The sequence below is a fragment of the Bradyrhizobium sp. UFLA05-112 genome, from assembly GCF_053572325.1.
Genome location: NZ_JBANBK010000042.1, coordinates 30,598 through 52,722, shown reverse-complemented (window position 1 = coordinate 52,722; position 22,125 = coordinate 30,598). Strand labels below are relative to the sequence as shown.

Below are 22,125 nucleotides of genomic sequence, written 5' to 3'. Positions count from 1 at the left end.
CTCCTATCGCCCGGGATCGCTCTTGCCTGCGAGCACGCGGTCGAGCCCGTAGAAGCGGTCGAGCAGGATGAGGGCAGTCATGGTGACTGCGATGACGCTCGCTGAGACGGATGTCACGAGCGGATCGATGTTGTCCTGGATATAGAGGAACATCCTGACCGGCAATGTTTCAGTGCCTGGCGCCGCCAGGAAGACGGTCATCGTCAGATCGTCGAAGGACTGGATGAAGGCGAGTGCCCACCCGCTGATCACGCCGGGCAGGATCAGCGGCAGTGTCACGCGGCGAAACAGCGTAAAGCCGCCGGCACCAAGCGAGACCGCAGCCATCTCGACCGAGCGATCCATGCCGGTCGCCGCCGCCAGCGTCAGGCGGAGTGCGAAGGGAAACACCACGATGACATGGGCGATCAGCAGCGCCGCAAAGGTGCCACCGAGCCCGAGCGAGGTGAAGAAGCGCAGGAAGGCGATGCCGAGCACCACGTGCGGGATCATCAGTGGCGACAGGAACAGCGCTGCCAGCGCATCGCGGCCTACAAATCTGTAGCGCGCAATCGCCAGTGCCGCCGGCACGGCAAACATCAGCGCAACGAAGGAGGACACCATCCCGAGCCCGAGGCTGACCCAGAACGCGTGCACGAATTCCGGATAGCTCGCGATCGTCCTGAACCAGCGCAGCGAGAAGCCGTTGGTCGGCAGCGAGAGGAACCCCTCGGGCGTGAAGGCGACGAGGCAGACCACCACGATCGGCGCCAGCATGAAGACGACGAAGAGCGTGTGAAAGGTGAGCGCGAGCGGGCCGTTCGTCCTCATCGGAACACCTCGGCATAGCGGCGCTCGATCAGCGCATTGCTGCCGACGACGATCAGCACCAGCGCGAGCAGCAGCAGCACCGCGACCGCCGCACCGAGCGGCCAGTTCAACGTGTTGAGGAACTCGTCATAGGCGAGCGTTGCCGCGACCTTCAGCCTACGACCGCCGATGATCGCCGGCGTTGCGAACGCGCTCGCCGACAGCGAGAACACGATGATCGCGCCCGAGAGCACACCGGGCATGATCTGCGGCAGGATGATGCGGCGGATGATGGTGAAGGCGCCGGCCCCGAGCGACATCGCGGCGTTCTCGATCTGCGGGTCGACGCGCTGGAGCGCTGCCCAGACCGAGAGCACCATGAATGGCATCATCACATGCGCGAGCGCTACGACCATGCCGGTCTCGGTGAACATGAAGGGCAGCGGCGCGCGGATCAGACCGAGAGACATCAGGAGCTTGTTGACGAGGCCATTATTGCCGCCGAATAGCAGCGCCCAGCCGAGCGTGCGCGCCACTACCGAAATCAGAAGGGGCCCGAGAATCAGGAGCAGGAAGATGCCTTTCCAGCGTCCGCTCATACGGTTGAGGATATAGGCCTCTGGCGCGCCGAGCACGGCGGTGATCAGCGTTGCCAGCAGCGCGATGCGGAACGTCCGCCAGAACATCTCGGCGTAATAGGGATCGCTCGCGATCTCCTGCCAGTTCTTCAGGATGAAGACCGGCTCGATGCCCTTGTACTGGCCCCAGTCGTGGAACGAGAGCATCACGGTCATGAGAAGCGGGATCACCAGCACGCCGACGAACAGCATCAGCGCGGGCAACGTCAGCGCCCAGGACGCGCGCGTCTCGGCAGATTGCGTTGACGTGCCGGCGGCGGTCATACGGCGCCTCCGCTTCCGCGCAGGCTCATGTCTTCCACGCGCCATGTGAGATGGACCGCCTCGCCTTCGCCCGGCTGCGGCGTCCCATCATTCTGCCGGATCACGATCGCCGGTCCGCACTCGGTCTCGCACTGGAACAGCCAGTGATTGCCCTGGAAAATCCGCGTGACGATCTTTGCCGCCAGGCCAACATCAGCAAAGCTGATCCGCTCGGGGCGAAGGCTGATCGTCACCACGCCGCTCGCGCCTGCCGGGGCCGGCGCCTGCCAGGAGCCGGCGACCAGCCGCGCAGGCTGAGCCGTCCGATCGACGGTCGCGGCGAAATCGTTGGTCTTGCCGAGGAACTGCGACACGAAGGCCGATGCCGGCCGCTCATAGGTCTGTTGCGGCGTGCCGATCTGCTCGATCTTGCCCTGGCTCATCACGACGATGCGGTCGGACAACGACATCGCCTCGTTCTGGTCGTGGGTGACGAGGATCGTGGTGGTGCCGATGGTGCGCTGGATCTGGCGCAGCTCGATCTGCATCTCCTCGCGCAGCTTGGCATCAAGGTTCGATAGCGGCTCGTCGAGCAGCAATACGCTCGGCTGGATCACCAGCGCCCGCGCCAGCGCCACGCGCTGCTGCTGGCCGCCCGACATGCGCCGCGGATAGCGCTCCTCAAAACCGGCAAGCCCGACCATCCCCAGCGCCGCGCGAACGCGCTCCGTGCGTTTGTCCCTCGGCACGCCACGCATCTCCAGACCAAAGGCGACGTTCTCGGCGGCGGTCATGTGCGGAAACAGCGCGTAGCTCTGGAACACGATGCCGAGGCCACGTTTCGCTGGATGCACCCTGGTCAGATCGCGCCCCTCCAGCCGGATCGCACCGCGCGACGGCTCCAGGAAGCCCGCGATCATCTGGAGCGTCGTGGTCTTGCCGCAGCCGGAGGGACCGAGGAACGAGATGAACTCACCCCTCTCCACCGCAAGGCTGAAATCGTCGACAACGGTTTGCGAGCCGAACTGCTTGCCGACGCGATCGAGCTCGAGGAAGGCCATCGCGTTAGCGCTCGACCTCGCGGTTCCACCGCTTGGTCCATTCCTCGCGCTTCTCGTTGATGACGGTCCAGTCAGGATTATAGAGCTTGGCCGCGCGCTCGCCGATCGGCGCCATCTTGCCGAGCTCCGGCGGGACGACGAGCGATTTCAGCACCGGGCCGTAGCCATAGTCCTTCAGCATAACGAGCTGGATTTTGGGATCGAGCAGCATCTTGATGAAGCTCGCCGCGAGCGGCGAAGCAGTGGACTTGGCGATCGGACAGGCGGTCGTCAGGAGCGTTGCAGCGCCCTCCTTCGGATAGACGAAGTCGACAGGGAAGCCGGTATTGGCAAAGCTCTGCACACGTCCCGTGCCCCACACCGCGATGACGGCCTGGCCGGACTGGAACAGCTCGGTCATCTTGCCCGGCGACGGTTCATAGGCGAGCACATTCGGATTGATGTCGTTCTTGAAGATCTTGAAGCCCGCATCGACGTTCGACTCGCCGCCGCCGTTCATCTTGGCGAGCATCACCAGCGCCTCCAGGCCGTAGGTGTTGTTGATCGGCGGGATGACGAGCTGCTTGGCGTATTTCGGATCCTTCAGATCGTTCCACGAGGTCGGCGGCGCCCAGCCCTTCTCCGCAAACACCTTGGTGTTGTACATCAACCCAGTCGCGACGAGACCGATCGCGACTGCACTATCGTCCTTGAAGCGCGCGGCGTCATAGAGGTCGGACGGCAGGCCGTCGAGCTTGCCGCAAAAGCCGAGCTGGATCGCCTGGTACATCGGGCCGTCGTCGACGATCGCGACATCAATCTGCTGATTGCCCTTCTGCGCCTGAAGCTTGGCGAGCGTATCCGTGGAGTTGCCGGCGACGTATTCGACCTTGACGCCGTTCTCCTTCTCGAAATTCGGGATCACCTCGTCGCGGATCGTCTTCTCGAACGAGCCGCCATAACCGGCGACATAGAGCGTCTTCTGCTGTGCCGAGACGACCGACGGGGCCGCGGCGAGCGCCGCGATGGTGACCGCTGTGAGAAGGCTGAGTGTCTTCATAAGGACCAATCTCCAAGACCGGGATGAGGTGACGTGTCGACGATCAGACGACCGAAGCGCGCCCGCGTTCCCTTCGGCGCAAAATCCCGATCCGACCAGGGCTCCGGCCCCTGCTCACGGGTTTTGATGCGATCGGCGGGCTTTAGGCCCCGATCTGCCGAAAAAGCGGGCTGACTTCAGCGCTGATGAAAAAGATCGCAGAGCTACACTTCCATCGTCCAATGAATAATGGCACCTTCTGCATGCCGAAATGTTATGAAGAGAGGCCGGAATGGCGCGGATCAATTCGCGGCAAGTGGAAGCCTTCCGCGCGATGATGCTGACCGGCAGCGTGACCGAGGCCGCGAGGTTGATGGTCGTGACGCAGCCGGCGGTCAGCCGGTTGCTCCGCGACCTCCAGGCCCTCTTGAAGATGGAGCTGTTCGAGCGCCGTGGCACCGGGCTCGTGCCGACCGCAGCCGCAACGGCGCTCTACACCGAAGTGGAGCGGTCCTTCGTGGGCCTCGAGCGTATCGCTGCCGCCGCCGAGGAGATTCGCGGCCGTCGCACCGGCTCATTGCGGATCGCCGCGCTGCCGGCGCTCGCGAACGGCTACCTGCCGCGGCTCGCCGGGCATTTCCTGAAAGAGCGGCCCAACCTCAACCTCGCCTTCTTCGGCGTGATCTCGCCGATCGTGGTGGACTGGGTGCTGAACAATCAGTGTGATATCGGTTTTGCCGAAGTGCCGATCGCTGCCGGTCTGCCGGGCCTGCGGCTGCCGGCGCTGGCGCGCGTCGCGGTGCTGCCGGCCGGACATCGCCTGGCAGAAAAGGACGTATTGGAGCCGCGCGATTTCGAGGGCGAGACCTTCATATCGCTCTCGGCGGGATCTGCGAGCCGGCATCTCGTCGACCAGGTCTTCCACCGCAACGACGTCAGCCGCGTGCTGCGCGTCGAGACCACGCTGTCGGAGATCATGTGCGGAATGGTGTCGTCGGGACTCGGGGTTGCGATCTGCGATCCCTTCACCGCGCAGGAATTTTCGACCCGCGGCGTCATCGTGCGTCGCTTCCTGCCGCGCATCGACTTCGAATTCTCCGCCGTCTTTCCCGCGCAGCGCAGCCCCTCACCGGTGGCGCTCGATCTGGTCGAGGCGCTGCGGCGTGCACTGGAGGGGATGGAGGCGTAGCTCGCTCTTCGTCGCTTGTTCGACGTTATGCTGCTGTGACAAGATTGCGCGGAGCGCCGTTCCAGAAGGCCTCGATGTTGTCGACGAGCTGGTCGGCGAGAGCCTGCACGGCCTCGTGGCTCGCCCAGGCCACGTGCGGGGTCAGAATGAAGTTCGGCAATCCGACCAATTGCATCAGCGGATGATCGGCTGAGGGCGGTTCGACAGTCGCGACGTCGAAACCTGCCCCGGAGATCTTGCCGGAGCGAAGGGCATCGCCGAGCGCGGTCTCGTCGACGAGGCCGCCGCGCGCGGTATTGATCAGAAGCGGGCGCCGTTCCATCACGGCGAATTCGCCCGCAGCGATCATGTTACGTGTCGCCGGCATCAATGGCGCGTGCAAGGTGATGACGTCCGACGTACGCAGCACCTCCTCAAAGGGTGTGTAGAGGGGACCCATCCCCTCCACGCCCTTATAGGTGGAAAACAGCACGCGCATTCCGAGCGCGCGGCCGATATCCGCAACGGAACGACCGAGTGCGCCGTCACCGATGATGCCGAGCGTCGAGCCGGCCAGATCGCGAATGGGAAAGTCGAAATAGCAGAACTGGCCGGATTCGAGCCATCGGCCGTTGCGGACTGAATCACGATAAGCAGTCAGGCTGCGACGAAGCGCGAATATCAGTGCGAAAGTGTGCTCCGGGACCGTATTGACCGCATAGCCGCGAATGTTCGAGACGGCAACGCCGCGCTCTTCGCAGGCATGGATATCGACGACGTCGTATCCCGTGGCCGCAACCGCGATCAAGCGCAATTGCGGCGCCGCCCGCAATTCCGCGCGTCGAACAGGCACCTTGTTGGTAATCACGATGTGGGCGTCCGCTATCCGGCTCGCGATGTCCTGCGGCGCGGTCGTTGCGTACTCCTGAACTTCGTGCCGAAACGACGGCGGCCGAAGTCGAATCTCCGGCGGCATCGTGTCCCGGTCAAGAAATACGATACGGACTGGTTCCGATAGGTTGGCCATCTTGCTCTCGCGGTCAGTTGTCCAAGGCAGCGGTCAGCTTATCGCGAAGCAATCCCAATGCCATTCCCGCAACCTTCTCGGCGGTAATGCCGAAATGGACGAACAATGCATCGGCCGGGCCTGACGCGCCGAAAGAGGACATGCCGACAAATCCGCCCCGGTCTCCGATCCAGTGGTCCCAACCGAGCCGCACCGCCGCCTCGACCGCGACCCGCACGCCCTTGCCGAGAACGCCTGCCCGATAAGCTTCATCCTGCTCCTCGAACAGTTCCCAGCACGGCATGGAGACCACCGCGGTGGGTACCCCCTGCGCCTGCAGGACAAGCCGCGCCGCAAGCGCGATCTGGACCTCCGAGCCCGTTGCCAGCAGCGTGGCGCATCGCGCGCCATCGGCCTCGACAAGCACATAGGCTCCACGCGAGCAAAGATTGGCGGAGCTATCCCCAGTGCGAACCGGCGGCAGGCCCTGCCGCGAGCAGATCATCGACGACGGGCCGAGCCTGCGGCGCAACGCGAGCTCCCAGCATTCGGCGGCTTCCACATGATCGGCGGGGCGGAACACCGCCATGTTCGGCATCGCGCGCAGCGAGGCCAGGAATTCGACCGGCTGGTGGGTCGGCCCGTTCTTGCCGATGCCGATGGAATCGTGGCTGTAGACCGTAACGACCGGCAATTCCATCAGCGCGGCCATCCGCAGCGCCGGCCGCATGTAGTCAGAGAAAACCAGATAGGTGGCGCCGAGAGGCAACACGCCGCCATGCGCGGCCATGCCGTTCATCATCGCACCCATGGCGTGCTCGCGGATGCCGTAGTGCACGTAACGGCCGGCGGGATCTGCGGACGTGAATGCCTGCAAGGTACGCTTGCAATTGGTCGGGCCTTCGAGGTCGGGGGCGCCGGAAATCAGCTCGGGGATCGTCTCGGCGAGCAGCGCAACGATATCGGCGGTCGCCTCGTTGGTGGAGCGGATCGGACCTTCGGCCGCCATCTTGCGGCGCCACGCGGCCAGCGCATCGCTCCATCCCTCCGGAAGCTCGCCGGCCATCGCGCGCTCAAACATGGCGCGCTTCTCCGGCTGCATGGCGGCCACACGGGCGCGCCACGACTCGTAGGCGGGCCGGTTGCGATCGGTGACGCCGTTCTTCCAGGCTTCCGTGACGTCGCGGGGAATCTCGAACGGTCCTTCCGTCCAGCCCGCGGCCGCGCGCGCCTCTTCCAGATCCTTGGCGAACACGCGCCCGCCATGCGCGCCGCGCTTGCCCTCGAGCCGCGGCAATCCCTTGCCGATGGTGGTGCGGCAGGCGATCATGGTCGGGCGCGGGTCGCATGCGGCCAATAGCAGTGCCGCCGAGACCTGATCCACATCATGACCGTCGGCATCGATGACCTGCCAACCGGCGATGCGGAAACGCCCGCGCACGTCCTCGGAGATCGCGAAATCCGTGTGACCGTCATCGGTCATGCGATTGTCGTCCCACAGAAAGCAAAGCTTCCCCAGGCGCAGATGACCGGCGAGCGAAATGACCTCGTGAGCGATGCCTTCTTGAAGGCAACCGTCGCCGACGATGGCGTAGGTGCGATGATTGACGATTTCCTCGCCGAAGGTCGCACTCAGCCAGGCTTCCGCCACGGCCATGCCGACCGCGTTGGCGATGCCCTGTCCGAGCGGGCCGGTCGTGACCTCGATGCCGAGATCGGGCGCCCGCTCGGGATGGCCGTGGGTGTGCGAGCCGAGCTCGCGAAACTGCTTGATCTGTTCGATCGGAAAGCCGGCATAGCCGGACAGGTGCAGCAGCGAATAGATCAGCATCGAGCCATGGCCGTTCGACAGAACGAACCGGTCGCGATCCGGCCAAAGCGGATCGGCCGGATTGCACTTGATGTGACGCGTGAACAGCGCGGTTGCGATCTCCGCGCAACCGAGCGGAGCGCCGGGATGGCCATCCGCTGCGCGCTCGACCGCATCGAGCGACAAGAAGCGGATCGCGTCGGCCATGCGCTTGTGCAGGTCAGCGGGAGCGCGCGACGTGTCTGAGGTGATCGAAGGACTGATCGACATTGGCGATGACACCTGTTGCGGGCGGCACCGGTGAGACCGGCGTCGCCTGGGTTAAGTGCGCGTTCAGCGCATCAGGGAAGAAATCCCGTCGAGATCCAGGGAACGAAGGCGACGACCACGAGACCGACAACGAGCGCAGCGAGATAGCTCCAGATGCGCTTGAGGCCGGAGTTCGGATCGACCTGTCCAATCGAGCAGGCCGCGTAGTAGCCGAGGCCGAAGGGCGGCGCGAACAATCCGATGCCCATCGCCAGGATCACCACCATGGCATAGTGCACCTCGTGCACGCCCAGTTGCTTGGCGACGGGAAACAGCAACGGACCGAACAGCACCATTGCCGGGATTCCCTCGAGCACGCTGCCAAGCACGACGAAGAGCACGATCGAGCAGAGAAGGAAGCCGTACCGTCCGCCAGGAGCCTGCGCCAGCGCGCCCGCGAGCGCATGGGAGAAGTTCGATTGCGTCAACGCCCAGGACATGCAGGTCGCCGCGCCAATGATGAACAGGATGGTTCCCGAAAGTGCCGCTGTGCCGACCAGGGCCGGATAAAGCTGGCGCCAGTCGAACGAACGGTAGACGATGATTCCCACGACGAAGGCATAGGCGATGCCGATGGTCGCCACTTCCGTCGCCGTCGCCACGCCTTCGCTGACCGCGACGCGGATCAGCACGGGAAGCATCAGCGCGGGCGCAGCGACGAGGAATGTGCGCCCGATTTCGCGCGCCGTCGTCACGCCGCGGTCCGCACCAGTGCCCTCGGACATCCGCCGCCGCGCAACAAAGGCCAAGGCCAACGCCAGAACGACGCCGGGAAGAATGCCGCCGGTGAACAGGGCCGCAATGGAGACGCCCGTCACCGATCCGATGATGATGAGCACGATCGACGGCGGAATCGTTTCGGCCATCGCGCCGGATGCCGCTAGCAGCGACACGAGCTCGCCCTCGTGAATGCCTCGTCGCTTCATGTCCGGGAACAGCACGGGTGCCACAGCAGCCATGTCCGCGGTCTTGGCGCCCGAAATGCCGGAGACGAGCAGCATTGCACCGAGCAGCACGTAGGCCAGGCCACCTTCGACGTGACCGACCAGCGCTGCCAGGAACTTCACCATGGATGACGCCATGCGCGTCATCACGATCAGGTAGCCGAGCAGGATGAACAACGGCACGGCGAGCAGGATGAGCGAGCTCACGCCCTCATCGATGCGGCCAGGGATGACCTGCAACGGCGTCGTGGTCGCGACCACGAGATAGGCGACCGTCGACAGGCCGAAGCAGAAGGCAATCGGCACGCCTGCGAGCACGCAGAGGCCGAGCAGCAGCGTGAAGAACAGCAACAGGTTCCAGTTGCCGATCGCGACGATCCAGGGCGTGAGGAGATAGAGTCCCGCCGCGAAAGCAGCGAGAATCGCAACCGCCAGAGCAAGCTGCAAGGCTCCGAGGCGAAGGCTCCGAACAAGTGTACCGGCGAGCATGAGCACGACACCCACAGGCACCGCCGCGGCGCGCAAGGCGTCGTTCAGACCAAGCGCTGGGGTGTGAACGAAAGCCTGGTCCTCCGCAAAATCGAAGGATGGCGAAAGAATGAAGAGCAGGAACAGCGCGGGCGCCATGGTCGCCAGCGCCTCCAGCAACTCCCGCCTCGCGCCGGCGGTGCGCTCCACCAGCGCGGTCATGCGCATGTGCTGGCCGCGTCGCAACGCAATGGCCGAACCCAGCATGGCCAGCCAGAGGAATGTGATCGACGCGAGCTCATCCGACCATGTCAGGGGATGATTGAAGACGAATCGCGCGATCACGCCCGTGAGCAGGATGACGATCTCGGCCGCAACGGCGAACGCCGCGAGCGGCTCGGTGACCAAAGCGAGCAGCCGGTCGAGCTTGACCACCAGGCCGGAGCTCATGCTTCCGGCCACGGGGTCGTCGGCGTGGATGGCGCTCATCCCAATTTGCCTACTGCCTGCTCGAGCAGCGTCCAGCCCTTCTCACCAAACTTTTCGCGCCAATCCTTGTAGAAGCTGGTCTTGCCGAGCGTCGTGCGGAAGGCGCCCTTGTCGACCTCGACGAAGTTGAGACCCTTGGCCGCCAGTTCGTCGCGCAGCGACTTCGACAGCGCGGCGATGTCGGCACGCTCGTCATCGGCCGCCTTGTTCAATTCGCGCGTCACGATCTCCTGCGCGTCGGACGGCAGGCGCGAGAACGAGCGGCGGTTGCCCAGGATGAGATAGGCATCCCATACGTGGCTCGTGAGGCAGCAATATTTCTGCACCTCGTAGAGCTTGGCCGTCGAAATGATCGCCAGCGGATTCTCCTGCCCTTCGACCACCTTGGTTTGCAGCGCGGAGTACACCTCGTTGAAATTGATCGGCGTCGGACCTGCGCCGAGCGCTTGGAACAGGCTGGTCAGGATCGGCGCCGCGGGGACGCGCATCTTGAAGCCCTTGAGGTCATCCGGGGTCTTGATCTCGCGGGTGGAGGACGTGAGCTGGCGGAATCCGTTGTCCCAGGACTTGCAGACCTGAAGAACGCCCAGCTTCTCGATCTCGCCCTTGACGAAATTTCCGAGATCGCCGTCCATCGCCTTCCACACGGCATCGTAGGAGCTGAAGGCGAAGCCGGTGTTGACGATGCCGACGCCTGGCACCAGCGTGGCGAGAACCGAAGCGCCGATGTTCAGATAGTCGACGGCGCCGTTGCGGATTTGACCGAGAAGATCGGTATCGGAGCCGAGCTGATTGGCCGGAAACAGGTTGATCTCGACGCGGCCGCCGGTCGCCTGCTTGATCCGGTCGATGGCTTCGCGCGCCCGCTTGTTCACGGGATGCGAGGGGTCCTGACCGGTCGCGAATTTGAGGGTGAATTCGGCGGCGTCGCCGCGCCGCGAGATGATGGAGACAAGGGGTATGGCGGCGCCCATGGCCAACGCAGCACGACGCGTCAAGCCCCTCTTCGCTTCCTTGGTCATTTCCTTCTCCCTGTTTGTTTGATTATTGGTCTGTCGTGAAGGTTGTGTCCTTCATCTCCAGCTTTTGATGGAGGCGCATATCGCCTCCGTCGAAATGCCGTAGCGATCATGCAACGTCGGCAGCGCGCCTGCGGCGAGGAATTCGTCGGGCAAGCCGATCTGGTGGAAAGCAGGATGGACGCGCGCCCGCATCAGGGCCGCCGCCACCGCCTCGCCCAATCCACCGATCACGGTGTGGTTCTCGGCGACCACGACGATACGACCCGGCTTGCGGCACGCCTCCACGATCGTTTCTGTGTCGAGCGGCTTGATGGTTGGCACGTGCAGCACGGCCACGTCGACGCGGTCGGATTCGAGCTGCTTGGCGGCTTCCAGAGCCCGCATCGTGAGCAGGCCCGAGGAGATGATGAGCACGTCGGTGCCGTCGCGCAAATGCTTGGCCTTGCCGAGCTCGAATCTGTAGCCGTATTCTTCGAGCACGAGCGGCACCTGCCCGCGCAACAACCGCATGTAGACCGGGCCTTGATGCGCCGCGATCGCCGGCACCACCTGCTCGATCTCGTGGGCGTCGCAGGGATCGATGACGGTCATGTTCGGCATCGCGCGGAACAGTGCCAGATCCTCGGCGGCCTGGTGACTTGGCCCGTAACCGGAGGTCAGGCCTGGCAACGCGCAAGCAATCTTGACGTTGCGATCCTCCTCCGCGATCGTCTGGTGGATGAAATCATAGGCGCGGCGAGAGGCGAAAACGGCGTAGGTCGTGACGAACGGCGTGAACCCTTCCGCAGCGAGACCGGATGCAGCACCGAACAGGAGCTGCTCGGCCATGCCCATCTGGTAGTAGCGGTGCGGAAATTCCTTCGCGAACACGTGAAGGTCGGTGTACTTGCCGAGATCGGCGGTCATGCCGACGATGTCGGCTCGCTGGCGCGCAAGCTCGACCAGCGCATGGCCGAACGGAGCCGGCTTCGTCGCCTGTCCTTCGCCGGCAATCGAGGCAATCATGGCCGAGGTGGTAAGCCGCGGCTTGTCCTTGGCTGCCGCCGCAGCTGTCGTTGTGGCCGGCTTCATGCTTGCCTCCCTGCGTCCAGAGCTTGCAGCGCTAGCTGCCATTCGTGCTGATCCACCCGCATGAAGTGATTGCGCTCGCGCGCTTCCAGGAAAGGAACACCCTTGCCCATAAGCGTGTCGGCGATGATCATGCGTGGCCTTGCGCCATCATGCGCCTTGGCTGCATCGAAGGCGGCAACGACGGCGTTGAGATCGTTGCCGTCGACCCGTTGCACGAACCAGCCGAACGCGCGGATCTTGTCAGCCAGCGGCTCGAAGCCCATCATCTGCCCCGAGGGGCCATCGGCCTGCTGATTGTTGACGTCGACGACGGCGATGAGGTTATCGAGCTTGTAGTGGGCTGCCGACATCATGGCCTCCCACTTCGAGCCCTCGTCGAGCTCGCCGTCGGAGAACAGCGTGTAGACGCGGCTGTCAGAACCCTTGCGCTTGAGGCCGAGGCACATGCCGACCGCGATGCTGAGGCCAAGTCCGAGTGAACCGCCGGACATCTCCATGCCAGGCGTGTAGCTGGCCATGCCCGACATCGGCAGCCGACTGTCGTCAAAACCGTACGTCTCGAGCTCCGCATCCGGAACAATTCCGGCCTCGATCAGCGCCGCATAGAGCGCAATGGCGTAATGGCCATTCGAAAGCAGGAAGCGGTCACGCCCCTCCCAAGCGGGATCTTCAGGTCGGTAGCGCATCGCGTGGAAGTAGGCGACGGCCAGCACGTCGGCGATATCGAGTGCCTGGGCGATATAGCCCTGCCCTTGAACCTCACCCATCCGAAGCGCATTGCGCCGGATGCGGTAGGCACGTTCGGCAATGTCGGGCTCGTTGGTACGCATTGCGGCTTCAGCCATGACCGTCCCCTCGTTCAGTGGATGAGCATGCCGCCGTTGACGTCGATGACGGCGCCCGTCGTGTAGGCAGAGAGGTCGGAAGCCAGGAACAGATAGATGTTGGCGACGTCCTGCGGCACGCCGAGCCGGCCGAGCGGAATGCCGTCAATAATCTCCTTGCGCTTCTCCTCGGATATCTTGCCGGCGTTGATGTCGGTCTGGATCAGACCGGGCGTCACGCAATTGACGCGGATGCCGTCGGGACCCAGTTCGCGCGCCATCGCCTTGGCAAGACCGAGCACGCCGGCCTTCGCCGCCGAATAATGCGCGCCGCCAAGAATGCCACCGCCGCGCTGAGCCGAAACCGACGACATACAGGCGATCGCACCGGATTTGCGATCGCGCATATGCGGCATGACCGCCTGCGAGAGAAAGAGCACGCCGCGCAGATTGACGTCCTGGATGCGATCCCAGTCCTCGGACGAAATGTCCCAGACCTTGACCGGTTGGGTGATGCCGGCGTTGTTGATCAGGATGTCGATCTGGCCGAAGGCCTTGAGCACGTCGGAGACAGCGCGCTCACAGTCGGCTTTGTTCGTCACGTCGCAGGCCAACCCGATGTGGTCCTTGCCGAGCTCGGCCGCGGCACCTGCCGCACTCTTGGCATCGATGTCGAGGATTGCGACGCGCGCGCCGTTCTTTGCGAATGTTTTTGCAGTTGCGAAGCCGATCCCGCGCAGGCCGGCGGCTCCAGAAATGATCGCAGTTTTGCCTGCCAAAAGCATGTTCCCTCCGTGAGATCTTGTTTCGATTGCCGCTGACTATGTTTGGGAGGGAGAGGCTGGAAAATACATGGAATTTGCATCAATAGGTGAATTGTGTTCACCTATGGCATGTCCAAGCTTCCGCTCAGCGCATTGCGAGTGTTCGAGGCGGCCGCCCGCACCAGATCATTCCGCGCGGCAGCAAGCGAATTGGGCCTGACGCCGAGCGCGGTCAGCCACGCGATCCGTGCCTTCGAGGACCAGATCGGAACAACGCTGTTCGAGCGCGACGGCCGCAAAGTGCGGCTCAACCTGGCGGGCGATGAGCTGTTGCGTCGCGTCTCGAGTGGATTCGACGAGCTGCGACACGGCCTCGAGGTCGCAAGCGCGCGCTCGTCAAACCTGTTGCGAATCCACTGCGCGCCGAGCATGGCGGCGCAATGGCTGATGCCGCGCCTGCGAAGCCTGATTGAAGGCCATCCCGAACTCGAGGTGCGCCTCGCCGCTGGCGTCGACTATCCCCACTTTCGCAACGACGAGTTCGACGTCGATATCTGCTATGGGCCGCCGCGGCAGGAGGGCTTGTCCGTATTGCCTCTTGGCGAAGAGACGATCCGTCCTATGTGCGCACCGTCTCTCGCCGGCGCGATCCGTGAGCCTGCCGACCTCTTGAAACTGGTGCTCATCGAAAGCGAGCAGAAGCGCGTTCGCTGGAACGCCTGGTTCGCCACAAACGGCCTGTCCGCACCGAGCCCCGGCGGATTTCGGTTCGACCGCAGCTTCATGGCTATCGCCGCGGCCACCGACGGGCTCGGGGTCACCCTGGAATCGACGCGGCTAGCCGAACGCGAGCTCGCGACCGGCCAGCTGGTCGCACCGCTCGCCGGGCGCGCTCGCGACGTCACCTATGTCGGCCACTACCTCGTGTGCCCGCCGCAGGCCAAGCACAGGCGATCGGTCCGTACGTTTACCAGGTGGATTGCAAAGGAGTTGAAACTAACTCATGGGGTCCAAACACGTTAGCAGCCCTCCATTGCTCGATCAGCGCGAAACGCGACGATCGAGAAACCAGTCCATGGAACTTTAAGCGACGGCGCAGTGAGCGGCTCGGCGACGGCAGCACCGGTGCGCCCGTGAGAAAGCTTCAACCCGACATCCGAGGATGCGGAAGACTATCGCAGCCCAGTGGGTTCGTAGTTGGCTCCCATCATGTGCAAAGTCCGGGACACGGCGAGGAAGCCGGCAAGCGCCACGCCCGTTCGCTGTTGCCGTTGCTCCAGTATGGGCGCACCAGGCTGCAAATCTGGAATCGGGGACCTAGGTGCGGTTGCTCCTGCAGAGAAGCATGGAGCCGCCGAGCGCAAAAAACTAACCGTACCCTCTGCTGAGACGATCGGTTGACCTGCTGCACAATGTGACCCACAGGCAAAAGGTCGCGTAGCTTCCTTACCGCTCAGCAGGCCAGGAAAGTAAATTTACGAAATAGAATCAACATGGTGGGGGAGGCAGGACTCGAACCTGCGAAGCCATGAGGCGGCTGATTTACAGTCAGCTCCCTTTGCCACTCGGGACACTCCCCCGCTCGACGGCAGCACAATCGGACCGGACCTTGCCGGCGGACCGAAACGGCCATGGAGACGTGAAAACCGCAACTGCCCGAAGGGACACGGGGCGCGGCCGGGCGCGTTTATGGGCGAAGCGATGGGGCAAAGTCAACCGAGCTAAGCAGCTAAAATCGCCTCTTTGGACACCCAAATTGCTAACTTTCGGAACCCGTGAGACAAGCGAGCCCATGAACGATCGCAAGTTTGCTCAAAGACCTCGGCGCGGCGGGGCTAAGCCCTTCAACAAAGGCGCAAAATCCGCGTCCCGGCCCACCTGGCGCGACCGCGATTCGCACTCCGACGGACCGGTCATCCTCTATGGTTGGCACACGGTCACGATGGCGCTGCAAAACCCCGAACGGCGGATCCGCAAGCTCACCCTGACCGAGAATGCGGCGAGACGCCTCGCTGAAGAGAACATTGAAACCCGCATCGCCCCCGAGATCGTCCGTCCCCAGGAGATCGACCGGCTGCTCTCGCCGGATGCCGTGCACCAGGGCCTGCTCGCAGAGGCCGATCCCCTGCCCTCGCCTGACATCGAGGCCCTGGAGCAGGAAGGCATGGTGCTGGTGCTCGATCAGATCACAGATCCCCACAATGTCGGCGCGATCCTGCGCTCCGCCGCGGCCTTCGCGGTGAAGGCGATCGTCACCACCGCGCGCCACAGCCCCGAGGCGACTGGCGTGCTGGCGAAAGCCGCTTCCGGCGCGCTCGAGCTCGTGCCGATCGTGACCGTGCAAAATCTCGCCCGCGCCCTGACCGCGCTCAATGAGCGCGGCTTCCAGACCGTCGGGCTCGACAGCCAAGGCAGCGAGGATCTCTCCGAGGTCGCTCTGCGCGAGCCGCTTGCGCTGGTGCTCGGCGCCGAAGGCAAGGGCCTCAGGCAATTGACGCGCGAGACATGTAGCGTGGTGGCGAGGCTCGACATGCCCGGCGAGATCAAGAGCCTCAACGTCTCCAACGCCGCCGCGCTGTCGTTGTACGTCGGCGCGAGTCGGCTCGGGCTGATGAAGCGCTGAATTCAAGACAAAGCAAAACGCCCGTTCGCATGTTGCGAACGGGCGTGTCGTGATTCAGCTCAACTGATCAGGGATCAGTAATAGCGGCGCAGCACGCGCTGGCCGTGGTAGTGGTACGGCGCGTAACGATAGCCATAGCGCGGGCCGTAGCCATAGTGCACGCGCGGCAGATAGCCGTAGCGCGGACCGTAGCCGTAGCGATACGGACGGTAATACGGCCGGCGGTGATAGTAGGGATAGGCGCGCGCTGCGACGGTTGCGCCATAGCCGTAAGACCGCGGGCCGTAGTTCACGACTGCGTCTTCCTGATAGGTCGGATACGGCGCGAAGGCGCCTGGGCCGGTGTAGGTCGGGCCCTGGTTGACGTAGTAATACTGCGTGGCCGGGTCGGCGAGGCGATCAAAGCCCCAGCCGCCGCAGCCGGTGTTGCAGCCCGAATAGACCGGTGCAACCGGCGCCGCACAGGGGCTCCAGCCGCAGGCCATGGCAGGCGCCGCCCCCATCACCATCACGGCCGCCGCCGCGACCAATCCTGAAATCATCTGACGCATTACTCTCTCCTGTAGATTTTCCGTTTGTTGGATTTTGCTTGGGTGTTGATCTGCCTGGACTTACCTGTGCAGCTCATGATTGCCGGGCACCTGCGCGTGAGGCGACGGGCGAACACGACGATGCGGATCGACGTCGATCTGCGGTGCAAGGATCACCGGCGGCGGATTGGCCGGCACATCCACCTGAGGCGGCAGCGGCGCCGATTGCACGCCCCAGCTCCGGTAGTAGCTCTCTGCTGGTTGCGGCACCTTGCGGTTCGCGGGCGGCTCGACCTCGAGGCGGCCATAGCCGGGCTGCAAGCCCATGCTTGGATAATAATGGCCGACATCGCTCGGCTGCCGTTCGCCGACGTAGCGCCCGCCATAGATGGTGGGCTGCACCTGCACGTTCTTCGCCAGCCCCCATTCGCCTTCAACGACGGTATAGGAGGCATCGATGCCATTGATGATGATGGGCACGCCGGGACGGCCTGGAATCACGATATCGAAACCCTCGCCGGCAAGCGCCGTCGCGGGCAGTCCGACCAAAAGCGCAAGCAGCGCGACAGCGCGCATAAGAAGGTCCCGGGTTAATCGGCCGAGAACCTATCCGATCACCACGGTTAGAGTGTTAAGGCCTGCCGCTGAAATTCCGGTAAGCCTAACGCGTAAGGATGGGCGGGCGGTCAAATGCGCTCGTCGGCGCTATCGAAGCGTTAACGGCAGCCATCCGAGGCGCCCATCGCATGATCCATTGCAGTGCGGTTGCGTAGCAGCAAACAAACATCCTGCGCGGGTTCACGTCGATGTGACCCCACATGCGACAATCCGCGGAACCACGGCCGGACGTCGTACTTACCCAAGGTCTCAACCACATGGAGCAAATGCCATGACGAGCCTCAAACTTCTTGGCGCGGCGGCCCTTCTCGCGTCCGCGCTGGCGACACCCACCTTCGCGCAAACCATGACCGACAACCCGCGCTGCGCGGGTCTCTTCCAAGATCCCGCCTGCCAGGCCATGACGCCTGGCACGGCGACTGACCGGCACTATCGTCACCGCCATGCCGCCTATCGTCAGGCAAATCCGAATGATCAGACCGGCTTCTGGCCGGCCGATGCGGCAGGCGCTGCCGCCGGCGCTGCCGTCGGCACCGCGGCCGCCGTCACTGGCGCGGCCGTTGGCACCGCAGGCGCTATCGCAACAGCACCGTTCGGAGGTTGGAACAATTCCTACGCCTCTTATGACCAAGGTGGTCCCGCCTGGCACGGCGACTGGAACACCTATGCGGCCCGTAACGGCATCGTTTGCAGGCCCGGCACCTGGGTCAAGGGCGATGACGGCCGCCGGCACCTCTGCCAATAACGCCTTTCTTTTCAGCCCGAATGATACAGGCGGCCCTCGGGCCGCCTTTTTTTCGATCGAGCTGCGGCTCCCTTGAGACAGCGTCGGCGGGTTCTGGCTCTTTTCAGACAAGTCTGATATTGCGACCGCACCCAAGCGGACCCGCCGGCGCCATGCCGGTGGCATTTTCCCGGAAAGTGGCCGGCTTAGCTCAGCGGTAGAGCAGCGGTTTTGTAAACCGAAGGTCGGGGGTTCAATCCCCTCAGCCGGCACCATCGGTCTAGCCGACAATGCGGCCTTACCTACAGACCGGTTCCCCCCCCCATAGCGGGTGAAGGTCGACGGAAACAATGTTTCGTCGGTGGCTGCCAACTCGCCCTCTAGCCGGGCCTTCTCGGCGCGTGCTCCAACCGACGCTATCTCCTCAGCTTCGAACAGTCCTTTCTCGACCGCTCCTGTGAGGTTGTCGATAGCCTTCTGACATCCTGCGAGCTGGCGGTAAGCATTCACCTCTCGGCAAGCGAATTCCTGCGTGTCAGGAACACACCTCGATGAGTTTGCATTGGGCCTTTGCATTTCGATTTTTTGAGAGGTCCGATCATGCACCTGCTTTTTGGAATGGTCGCTATTGCGACAGTCCCGGCTTGGGTGGGGATACTCGCGAGCCCTGCTGCAGCACAGACCTTCGATGATAGATGGTCCCTCATTCCAAAGGCACACGCAGAGCCAGCTCCTGCCGAGACAAAGCAGGATCAGCGGCAAGTACAAACATCGACTGAACAGGAGGCGACACGAGAGCCGGAGGCTCGCTTACACGCTCGACCTTCCAACCGAGGCTTCTCCGGGAAAGCCTCCTACTATTCGTATTCAAAAGGAAAGACAGCGAGCGGCTCTTCCTTCAATCAGAATCTTCTAACCGCAGCGCATCGCAGCCTTCCGTTCGGCACCAAGGTCCGCGTGACCCATGGCGGAAGTAGCGTCATCGTCACCATTAATGACCGTGGCCCGTTCGTTCGTGGCCGCGTGCTCGATCTCTCGACTGCCGCCGCGCGCATCCTTGGGATCACGGATCGCGGAGTGGCCCAAGTTCGCGCTGAGGTGCTTTAGGGGACACTGCCGACGACCTCCGGCAGCCTGCTAAGAAGGTGCATCGCCGCCTCAATTGGTACGGGGCACGCTTCAGGCCGGCCATAAACTGCCTCATGTTGGATCTTACTAGGCCCCAGTAGAAGCCAATTCTCACCGCATTTCGTCGCAAGGGTACCTAGAACAAGAACCTTTGGGGGATGGCGAATGACAATTAAGAACGTCGTAGTTTCCTTGGAAGTCGAGTATCTACAAGACGCAGCGAAGCGGCGTGGGGTTTCGCGTACCAAGCTCGTTCAAATACTGATGGAGCGCGTTGTGCGAGACGAACTCGTTCCTGTCATCCTTGGCGATGAAGACCTCTCGCTAGCTTCACCACGTCAACAGAGCTACCGCCGGTTTCGGAAGCCGCACTGAAAGGCGCATTCGCAAGCTGTCTCAGCGATACCTGCGCGGCCCATTCAGTGTCTTCGCCGAACCCGCGGTTCATCGTTTCTCGTACCACCTCATCCATCCGACTTGACTGCCCTCGCTGCGCGCTCGCGCAGCAGGTCGGCTTCGAGATCAATGACGATGTGGTGCAACAGACGCGCGGCGAGCGGGTCCGTCACCTCCTGCGCCAAAATCCTGTAGCGGGCGATCTCGCTTTCACGCTCGTCGAAACCTGCATCTGTGTCCATCGCTGCACCCTCCAGCAGACTGACGCAAAGGGCCCGCAGATCGTTTCGCTAAAATTTTCCGATCATTTTTCATGGTTCACAGCTTGTAAATAATGCCGACTGGCGTTCGTCCCGAAGCAGCACAGTCTGGAGACGAGCATAAAGAACGGCCTCAGCATCTGGGGGCCCTGGTGGAGGCTTAATGCTGAGGCCGCACGTCCGCGCCGGTGTTGAAGCGGCACGTCGAGAAGGGTGCTCTGCTTCGCCGGTTCCCGCACTTGCCTATGTGAATCCGGCTGCGCCCGCTGATACGTCGCAGGCCTTACCCAATTTCACTTCCCCACCTCGAACGCCAGCAACACGTTGCCGGCGACGCCGCTCCATTGGCCGTAGCCGGAGTTGCTGTAAAGCATGCCGTCGACGATCACCGGACCCGGGCCGTCGATCGCGCCGCCGGACGCCGCAACGCCGTTGATGGCCTTGTAGTCCCGCGAGGTGTCGAACTCCCAAAGCAGTTTTGCATCCGCGGTCGCATAGGCGCGTAGGTAGCCGCTGACGCCGCCGGAGAACACGACGCCGGGAATGATGCTGATGGCAGCCGACAGCGCGGGGCTGCATTGCGGGCGCTCGCCGCAAGGCACCGGTGCCACCTCCATCGAGACTTTACCGCTCGCAAGATCGAGTGCGAACAGCCCGCCGCCCTGCGTGGAGTCGAGCCGCCGCGTGCCATCGCGCAGGAAACGCACGTCGGAGATCGCGACATAGATGCGGTCCTGGTCCGCGGCCGAGCCCCACTCGGTGCCACCCAGCGGACCACCCTTCCCGATCCGCGTCTGCCAGAGGATCTTGCCCTCGCTATCCGGATCGAGCGCGTGCACGACGCCCGATTTCTGGCCGATGACGAGGACGCGCTTGCCGTCGCGCATCTTCACCAGGATCGGCGACTGGCCGAAATCATGATCCGGACCGTGAGCGTCAGGACAATTGGTCTGGTCTGCGGCGAAGCAGGCCACGACAAAGGCATCCTTCGGCGTCGCCTGCTGCTTCCAAAGCAGCCGTCCGCTTGCGAGCTCGAACGCAAGCACCGCATCGCTGGTTGCGGCCGGCGGGTCCGAATAGGAATTGCTGGTCGCGACATAGATCGCGTTCCGCTCGGTGTCGATCGTCGGCGCCGACCAGATAGCGGCGCCGGACGGACCATAGAGCTGCGTGCCGCGCGCATTCCTCGTCGTCGGCTGCGGCACCTCGGGGATCGTGTAGGCCTTCCAGATCAGCTTGCCGGTCGCCGCCTCCAGCGCGACGAGGCTGCCGCGGAAGGTGCAGCATTCGTAGTTCGGCTGCGATCCGGCTACCTCCTCGATCGAAGAGACCGGCACGTAAAGCACGCCGGAATAAAGCACCGGAGCGCCGGTGATCCGGGCGGCCGGATGCTCTTCGACGTTCACTTTCCAGATCAGTGCGCCGGTCAGCGCATTGACGGCATAGGCGCTGGCGCGGCCATCGCCGAAAAATACCGCGAACTGATCCGTGCCCGGGACCTGCCCGAAGCTGATCGCCGCGCGGACCGCGAGGTCCGGTGCAAATGTCCACACCGTGCAGCCGCGCTTCGCATCCAGCGCCCGCACCTTGCGATCGGCGCCGCCAACGAACAGCAGCCCGCCGGCGACCGTCGGCTGCGCGAAGGCGAGTGTCGCGCCGGGAAATGCATACACCCATTTCAACGTCAGATGCGGCACCTGCTCCGCCGTCAGCCCGGCCATTCCCGCCGGCTGGAAGCGGCTGTTGTTGAGATCGGCGCCCCAGCCATTCCAGCGCGGCCCGTCGATGCTTTGCGGAAAGGCGGTGACGGCTTGCGTGCAGCGGCCGGACGCGTCGGCCGCCGCGGCCCCGCCGCTAACGGCCAGCTTGCCGGTGACAAAGGATGCGATCGCCTTGCGCTCGTCATCGCTGCGCCCCTGCGCCATCGCGGCCATGCTGCCGGTGCTGAGCGCTGCCAGCACATGCTCGAACGACATCGCCTGCATCGCGCTGCGAGGCGGCACCCGGCTCTGTGCGTCGCTGCCGTCGTGGCACTGCGCGCAATGTGTGGCGTAAAGCGCGGCGCCATCCTGCGCGATCGCAGGAGCGCCACAGGAGATCAGCAACAAGGCCACGATCGCGTCCAGCTTCATCGTTCCCCCCGGGCAGGAGCAGCGAGGCGAAATTCCATCACGCAAGAGGAAGTGTAGTGCGAAGGCATCGACGAGCGCAACCGACGTCGT

General features: G+C 63.7%; 19 protein-coding genes, 2 tRNA genes and 1 pseudogene. 6 read left to right on the top strand and 16 right to left on the bottom strand.

Going from position 1 to position 22,125, the window contains the following annotated elements; genetic code table 11:
• Positions 1–3: 3 nt before the first annotated feature.
• Genes SO180_RS23630 through SO180_RS23615 form a run of 4 tightly spaced genes read right to left on the bottom strand, consistent with a single transcriptional unit; the run spans position 4 to position 3,770 of the window.
• Positions 4–810, bottom strand: coding sequence for an ABC transporter permease (locus SO180_RS23630; RefSeq protein WP_449381234.1), 807 nt, complete (start codon positions 808–810; stop codon positions 4–6).
• Entirely contained in the window at positions 807–1,691 is an 885-nt protein-coding gene (locus tag SO180_RS23625) for an ABC transporter permease (RefSeq protein WP_449381233.1), read from the bottom strand. The genes SO180_RS23630 and SO180_RS23625 overlap by 4 nt, the downstream gene beginning before the upstream one ends.
• The gene (locus SO180_RS23620) at positions 1,688–2,731 is read right to left on the bottom strand and encodes an ABC transporter ATP-binding protein (protein ID WP_449381232.1); all 1,044 of its coding nucleotides are present in this window, start codon (positions 2,729–2,731) and stop codon (positions 1,688–1,690) included. The genes SO180_RS23625 and SO180_RS23620 overlap by 4 nt, the downstream gene beginning before the upstream one ends.
• A gap of 4 nt (positions 2,732–2,735) precedes the next feature.
• Positions 2,736–3,770: an ABC transporter substrate-binding protein gene (locus tag SO180_RS23615; protein ID WP_449381231.1), complete on the bottom strand. Its 1,035-nt coding sequence runs from the start codon at positions 3,768–3,770 to the stop codon at positions 2,736–2,738.
• A gap of 271 nt (positions 3,771–4,041) precedes the next feature.
• Here SO180_RS23615 and SO180_RS23610 point away from each other — a divergent pair, with 271 nt between their 5' ends.
• The gene (locus tag SO180_RS23610; protein WP_449381230.1) at positions 4,042–4,938 is read left to right on the top strand and encodes a LysR substrate-binding domain-containing protein; all 897 of its coding nucleotides are present in this window, start codon (positions 4,042–4,044) and stop codon (positions 4,936–4,938) included.
• Between the two features lie 25 nt (positions 4,939–4,963).
• Here the strand turns inward: SO180_RS23610 and SO180_RS23605 are convergent, their stop codons facing one another.
• The 7 genes from SO180_RS23605 to SO180_RS23575 form a co-directional block, all read right to left on the bottom strand.
• Positions 4,964–5,944: a D-2-hydroxyacid dehydrogenase gene (locus SO180_RS23605; RefSeq protein ID WP_449381229.1), complete on the bottom strand. Its 981-nt coding sequence runs from the start codon at positions 5,942–5,944 to the stop codon at positions 4,964–4,966.
• Between the two features lie 13 nt (positions 5,945–5,957).
• A complete protein-coding gene (gene tkt, locus SO180_RS23600; RefSeq protein ID WP_449381228.1) occupies positions 5,958–8,003 on the bottom strand; it encodes a transketolase in 2,046 nt (681 codons plus the stop codon).
• 71 nt (positions 8,004–8,074) lie between these two features.
• Positions 8,075–9,943 carry a TRAP transporter large permease gene (locus tag SO180_RS23595; RefSeq protein ID WP_449381227.1) on the bottom strand — a complete coding sequence of 623 codons (1,869 nt, stop codon included), beginning with the start codon at positions 9,941–9,943 and terminating at the stop codon, positions 8,075–8,077.
• Entirely contained in the window at positions 9,940–10,965 is a 1,026-nt protein-coding gene (locus SO180_RS23590; protein ID WP_449381226.1) for a TRAP transporter substrate-binding protein, read from the bottom strand. Before SO180_RS23590 ends, SO180_RS23595 begins: the two co-directional genes overlap by 4 nt.
• Positions 10,966–11,016: 51 nt before the next feature.
• Positions 11,017–12,036 carry a transketolase family protein gene (locus tag SO180_RS23585; RefSeq protein ID WP_449381225.1) on the bottom strand — a complete coding sequence of 340 codons (1,020 nt, stop codon included), beginning with the start codon at positions 12,034–12,036 and terminating at the stop codon, positions 11,017–11,019.
• Positions 12,033–12,881 (bottom strand): transketolase, encoded by an 849-nt coding sequence (locus tag SO180_RS23580; protein ID WP_449381224.1) that lies wholly within the window; start codon positions 12,879–12,881, stop codon positions 12,033–12,035. The genes SO180_RS23585 and SO180_RS23580 overlap by 4 nt, the downstream gene beginning before the upstream one ends.
• Positions 12,882–12,895: 14 nt before the next feature.
• A complete protein-coding gene (locus SO180_RS23575) occupies positions 12,896–13,645 on the bottom strand; it encodes an SDR family NAD(P)-dependent oxidoreductase (RefSeq protein ID WP_449381223.1) in 750 nt (249 codons plus the stop codon).
• A gap of 108 nt (positions 13,646–13,753) precedes the next feature.
• Between SO180_RS23575 and SO180_RS23570 the strand changes: the two genes are divergently transcribed.
• Entirely contained in the window at positions 13,754–14,647 is an 894-nt protein-coding gene (locus SO180_RS23570) for a LysR substrate-binding domain-containing protein (protein WP_449381222.1), read from the top strand.
• A 471-nt stretch (positions 14,648–15,118) separates the two neighbouring features.
• Here SO180_RS23570 and SO180_RS23565 read toward each other — a convergent pair.
• Positions 15,119–15,204 (bottom strand) — tRNA-Tyr (locus SO180_RS23565).
• Positions 15,205–15,416: 212 nt separating this feature from the next.
• On the opposite strand from SO180_RS23565, the gene rlmB reads away from it, so the two are divergent.
• Positions 15,417–16,247 carry a 23S rRNA (guanosine(2251)-2'-O)-methyltransferase RlmB gene (gene rlmB, locus SO180_RS23560; RefSeq protein WP_449381221.1) on the top strand — a complete coding sequence of 277 codons (831 nt, stop codon included), beginning with the start codon at positions 15,417–15,419 and terminating at the stop codon, positions 16,245–16,247.
• A gap of 74 nt (positions 16,248–16,321) precedes the next feature.
• On the opposite strand, the gene SO180_RS23555 is transcribed toward rlmB, so the two are convergent.
• On the bottom strand, positions 16,322–16,798 hold the full coding sequence (locus SO180_RS23555; RefSeq protein WP_449381220.1) for a hypothetical protein: 477 nt from the start codon (positions 16,796–16,798) through the stop codon (positions 16,322–16,324).
• A gap of 60 nt (positions 16,799–16,858) precedes the next feature.
• Positions 16,859–17,353, bottom strand: coding sequence for a hypothetical protein (locus tag SO180_RS23550; RefSeq protein WP_449381219.1), 495 nt, complete (start codon positions 17,351–17,353; stop codon positions 16,859–16,861).
• A 313-nt stretch (positions 17,354–17,666) separates the two neighbouring features.
• Here SO180_RS23550 and SO180_RS23545 point away from each other — a divergent pair, with 313 nt between their 5' ends.
• From SO180_RS23545 to SO180_RS23535, 3 genes and pseudogenes are all read left to right on the top strand, one after another.
• Positions 17,667–18,140: a hypothetical protein gene (locus SO180_RS23545; protein WP_449381218.1), complete on the top strand. Its 474-nt coding sequence runs from the start codon at positions 17,667–17,669 to the stop codon at positions 18,138–18,140.
• A 179-nt stretch (positions 18,141–18,319) separates the two neighbouring features.
• Positions 18,320–18,394, top strand: a tRNA-Thr gene (locus SO180_RS23540).
• A 556-nt stretch (positions 18,395–18,950) separates the two neighbouring features.
• A pseudogene (locus SO180_RS23535) lies at positions 18,951–19,226 on the top strand (septal ring lytic transglycosylase RlpA family protein); the annotation flags it as partial.
• A 485-nt stretch (positions 19,227–19,711) separates the two neighbouring features.
• Here SO180_RS23535 and SO180_RS23530 read toward each other — a convergent pair.
• Both SO180_RS23530 and SO180_RS23525 read right to left on the bottom strand, forming a co-directional pair.
• Entirely contained in the window at positions 19,712–19,885 is a 174-nt protein-coding gene (locus SO180_RS23530; RefSeq protein WP_449381217.1) for a hypothetical protein, read from the bottom strand.
• A gap of 311 nt (positions 19,886–20,196) precedes the next feature.
• Positions 20,197–22,035 (bottom strand): outer membrane protein assembly factor BamB family protein, encoded by a 1,839-nt coding sequence (locus SO180_RS23525; RefSeq protein ID WP_449381216.1) that lies wholly within the window; start codon positions 22,033–22,035, stop codon positions 20,197–20,199.
• Positions 22,036–22,125: the final 90 nt, after the last annotated feature.

Bases quoted from the DNA above. Each gene is read 5' to 3' on its own strand.
- SO180_RS23545 (WP_449381218.1), top strand. From the start codon at position 17,667: ATGACGAGCCTCAAACTTCTTGGCGCGGCGGCCCTTCTCGCGTCCGCG.
- SO180_RS23580 (WP_449381224.1), bottom strand. From the start codon at position 12,881: ATGGCTGAAGCCGCAATGCGTACCAACGAGCCCGACATTGCCGAACGT.
- tkt (WP_449381228.1), bottom strand. From the start codon at position 8,003: ATGTCGATCAGTCCTTCGATCACCTCAGACACGTCGCGCGCTCCCGCT.
- SO180_RS23570 (WP_449381222.1), top strand. From the start codon at position 13,754: ATGTCCAAGCTTCCGCTCAGCGCATTGCGAGTGTTCGAGGCGGCCGCC.
- SO180_RS23620 (WP_449381232.1), bottom strand. From the start codon at position 2,731: ATGGCCTTCCTCGAGCTCGATCGCGTCGGCAAGCAGTTCGGCTCGCAA.
- SO180_RS23575 (WP_449381223.1), bottom strand. From the start codon at position 13,645: ATGCTTTTGGCAGGCAAAACTGCGATCATTTCTGGAGCCGCCGGCCTG.
- SO180_RS23530 (WP_449381217.1), bottom strand. From the start codon at position 19,885: ATGGACACAGATGCAGGTTTCGACGAGCGTGAAAGCGAGATCGCCCGC.
- SO180_RS23615 (WP_449381231.1), bottom strand. From the start codon at position 3,770: ATGAAGACACTCAGCCTTCTCACAGCGGTCACCATCGCGGCGCTCGCC.
- SO180_RS23525 (WP_449381216.1), bottom strand. From the start codon at position 22,035: ATGAAGCTGGACGCGATCGTGGCCTTGTTGCTGATCTCCTGTGGCGCT.
- SO180_RS23590 (WP_449381226.1), bottom strand. From the start codon at position 10,965: ATGACCAAGGAAGCGAAGAGGGGCTTGACGCGTCGTGCTGCGTTGGCC.
- SO180_RS23630 (WP_449381234.1), bottom strand. From the start codon at position 810: ATGAGGACGAACGGCCCGCTCGCGCTCACCTTTCACACGCTCTTCGTC.
- SO180_RS23610 (WP_449381230.1), top strand. From the start codon at position 4,042: ATGGCGCGGATCAATTCGCGGCAAGTGGAAGCCTTCCGCGCGATGATG.
- rlmB (WP_449381221.1), top strand. From the start codon at position 15,417: ATGAACGATCGCAAGTTTGCTCAAAGACCTCGGCGCGGCGGGGCTAAG.
- SO180_RS23550 (WP_449381219.1), bottom strand. From the start codon at position 17,353: ATGCGCGCTGTCGCGCTGCTTGCGCTTTTGGTCGGACTGCCCGCGACG.
- SO180_RS23595 (WP_449381227.1), bottom strand. From the start codon at position 9,943: ATGAGCGCCATCCACGCCGACGACCCCGTGGCCGGAAGCATGAGCTCC.
- SO180_RS23555 (WP_449381220.1), bottom strand. From the start codon at position 16,798: ATGCGTCAGATGATTTCAGGATTGGTCGCGGCGGCGGCCGTGATGGTG.
- SO180_RS23585 (WP_449381225.1), bottom strand. From the start codon at position 12,036: ATGAAGCCGGCCACAACGACAGCTGCGGCGGCAGCCAAGGACAAGCCG.
- SO180_RS23625 (WP_449381233.1), bottom strand. From the start codon at position 1,691: ATGACCGCCGCCGGCACGTCAACGCAATCTGCCGAGACGCGCGCGTCC.
- SO180_RS23605 (WP_449381229.1), bottom strand. From the start codon at position 5,944: ATGGCCAACCTATCGGAACCAGTCCGTATCGTATTTCTTGACCGGGAC.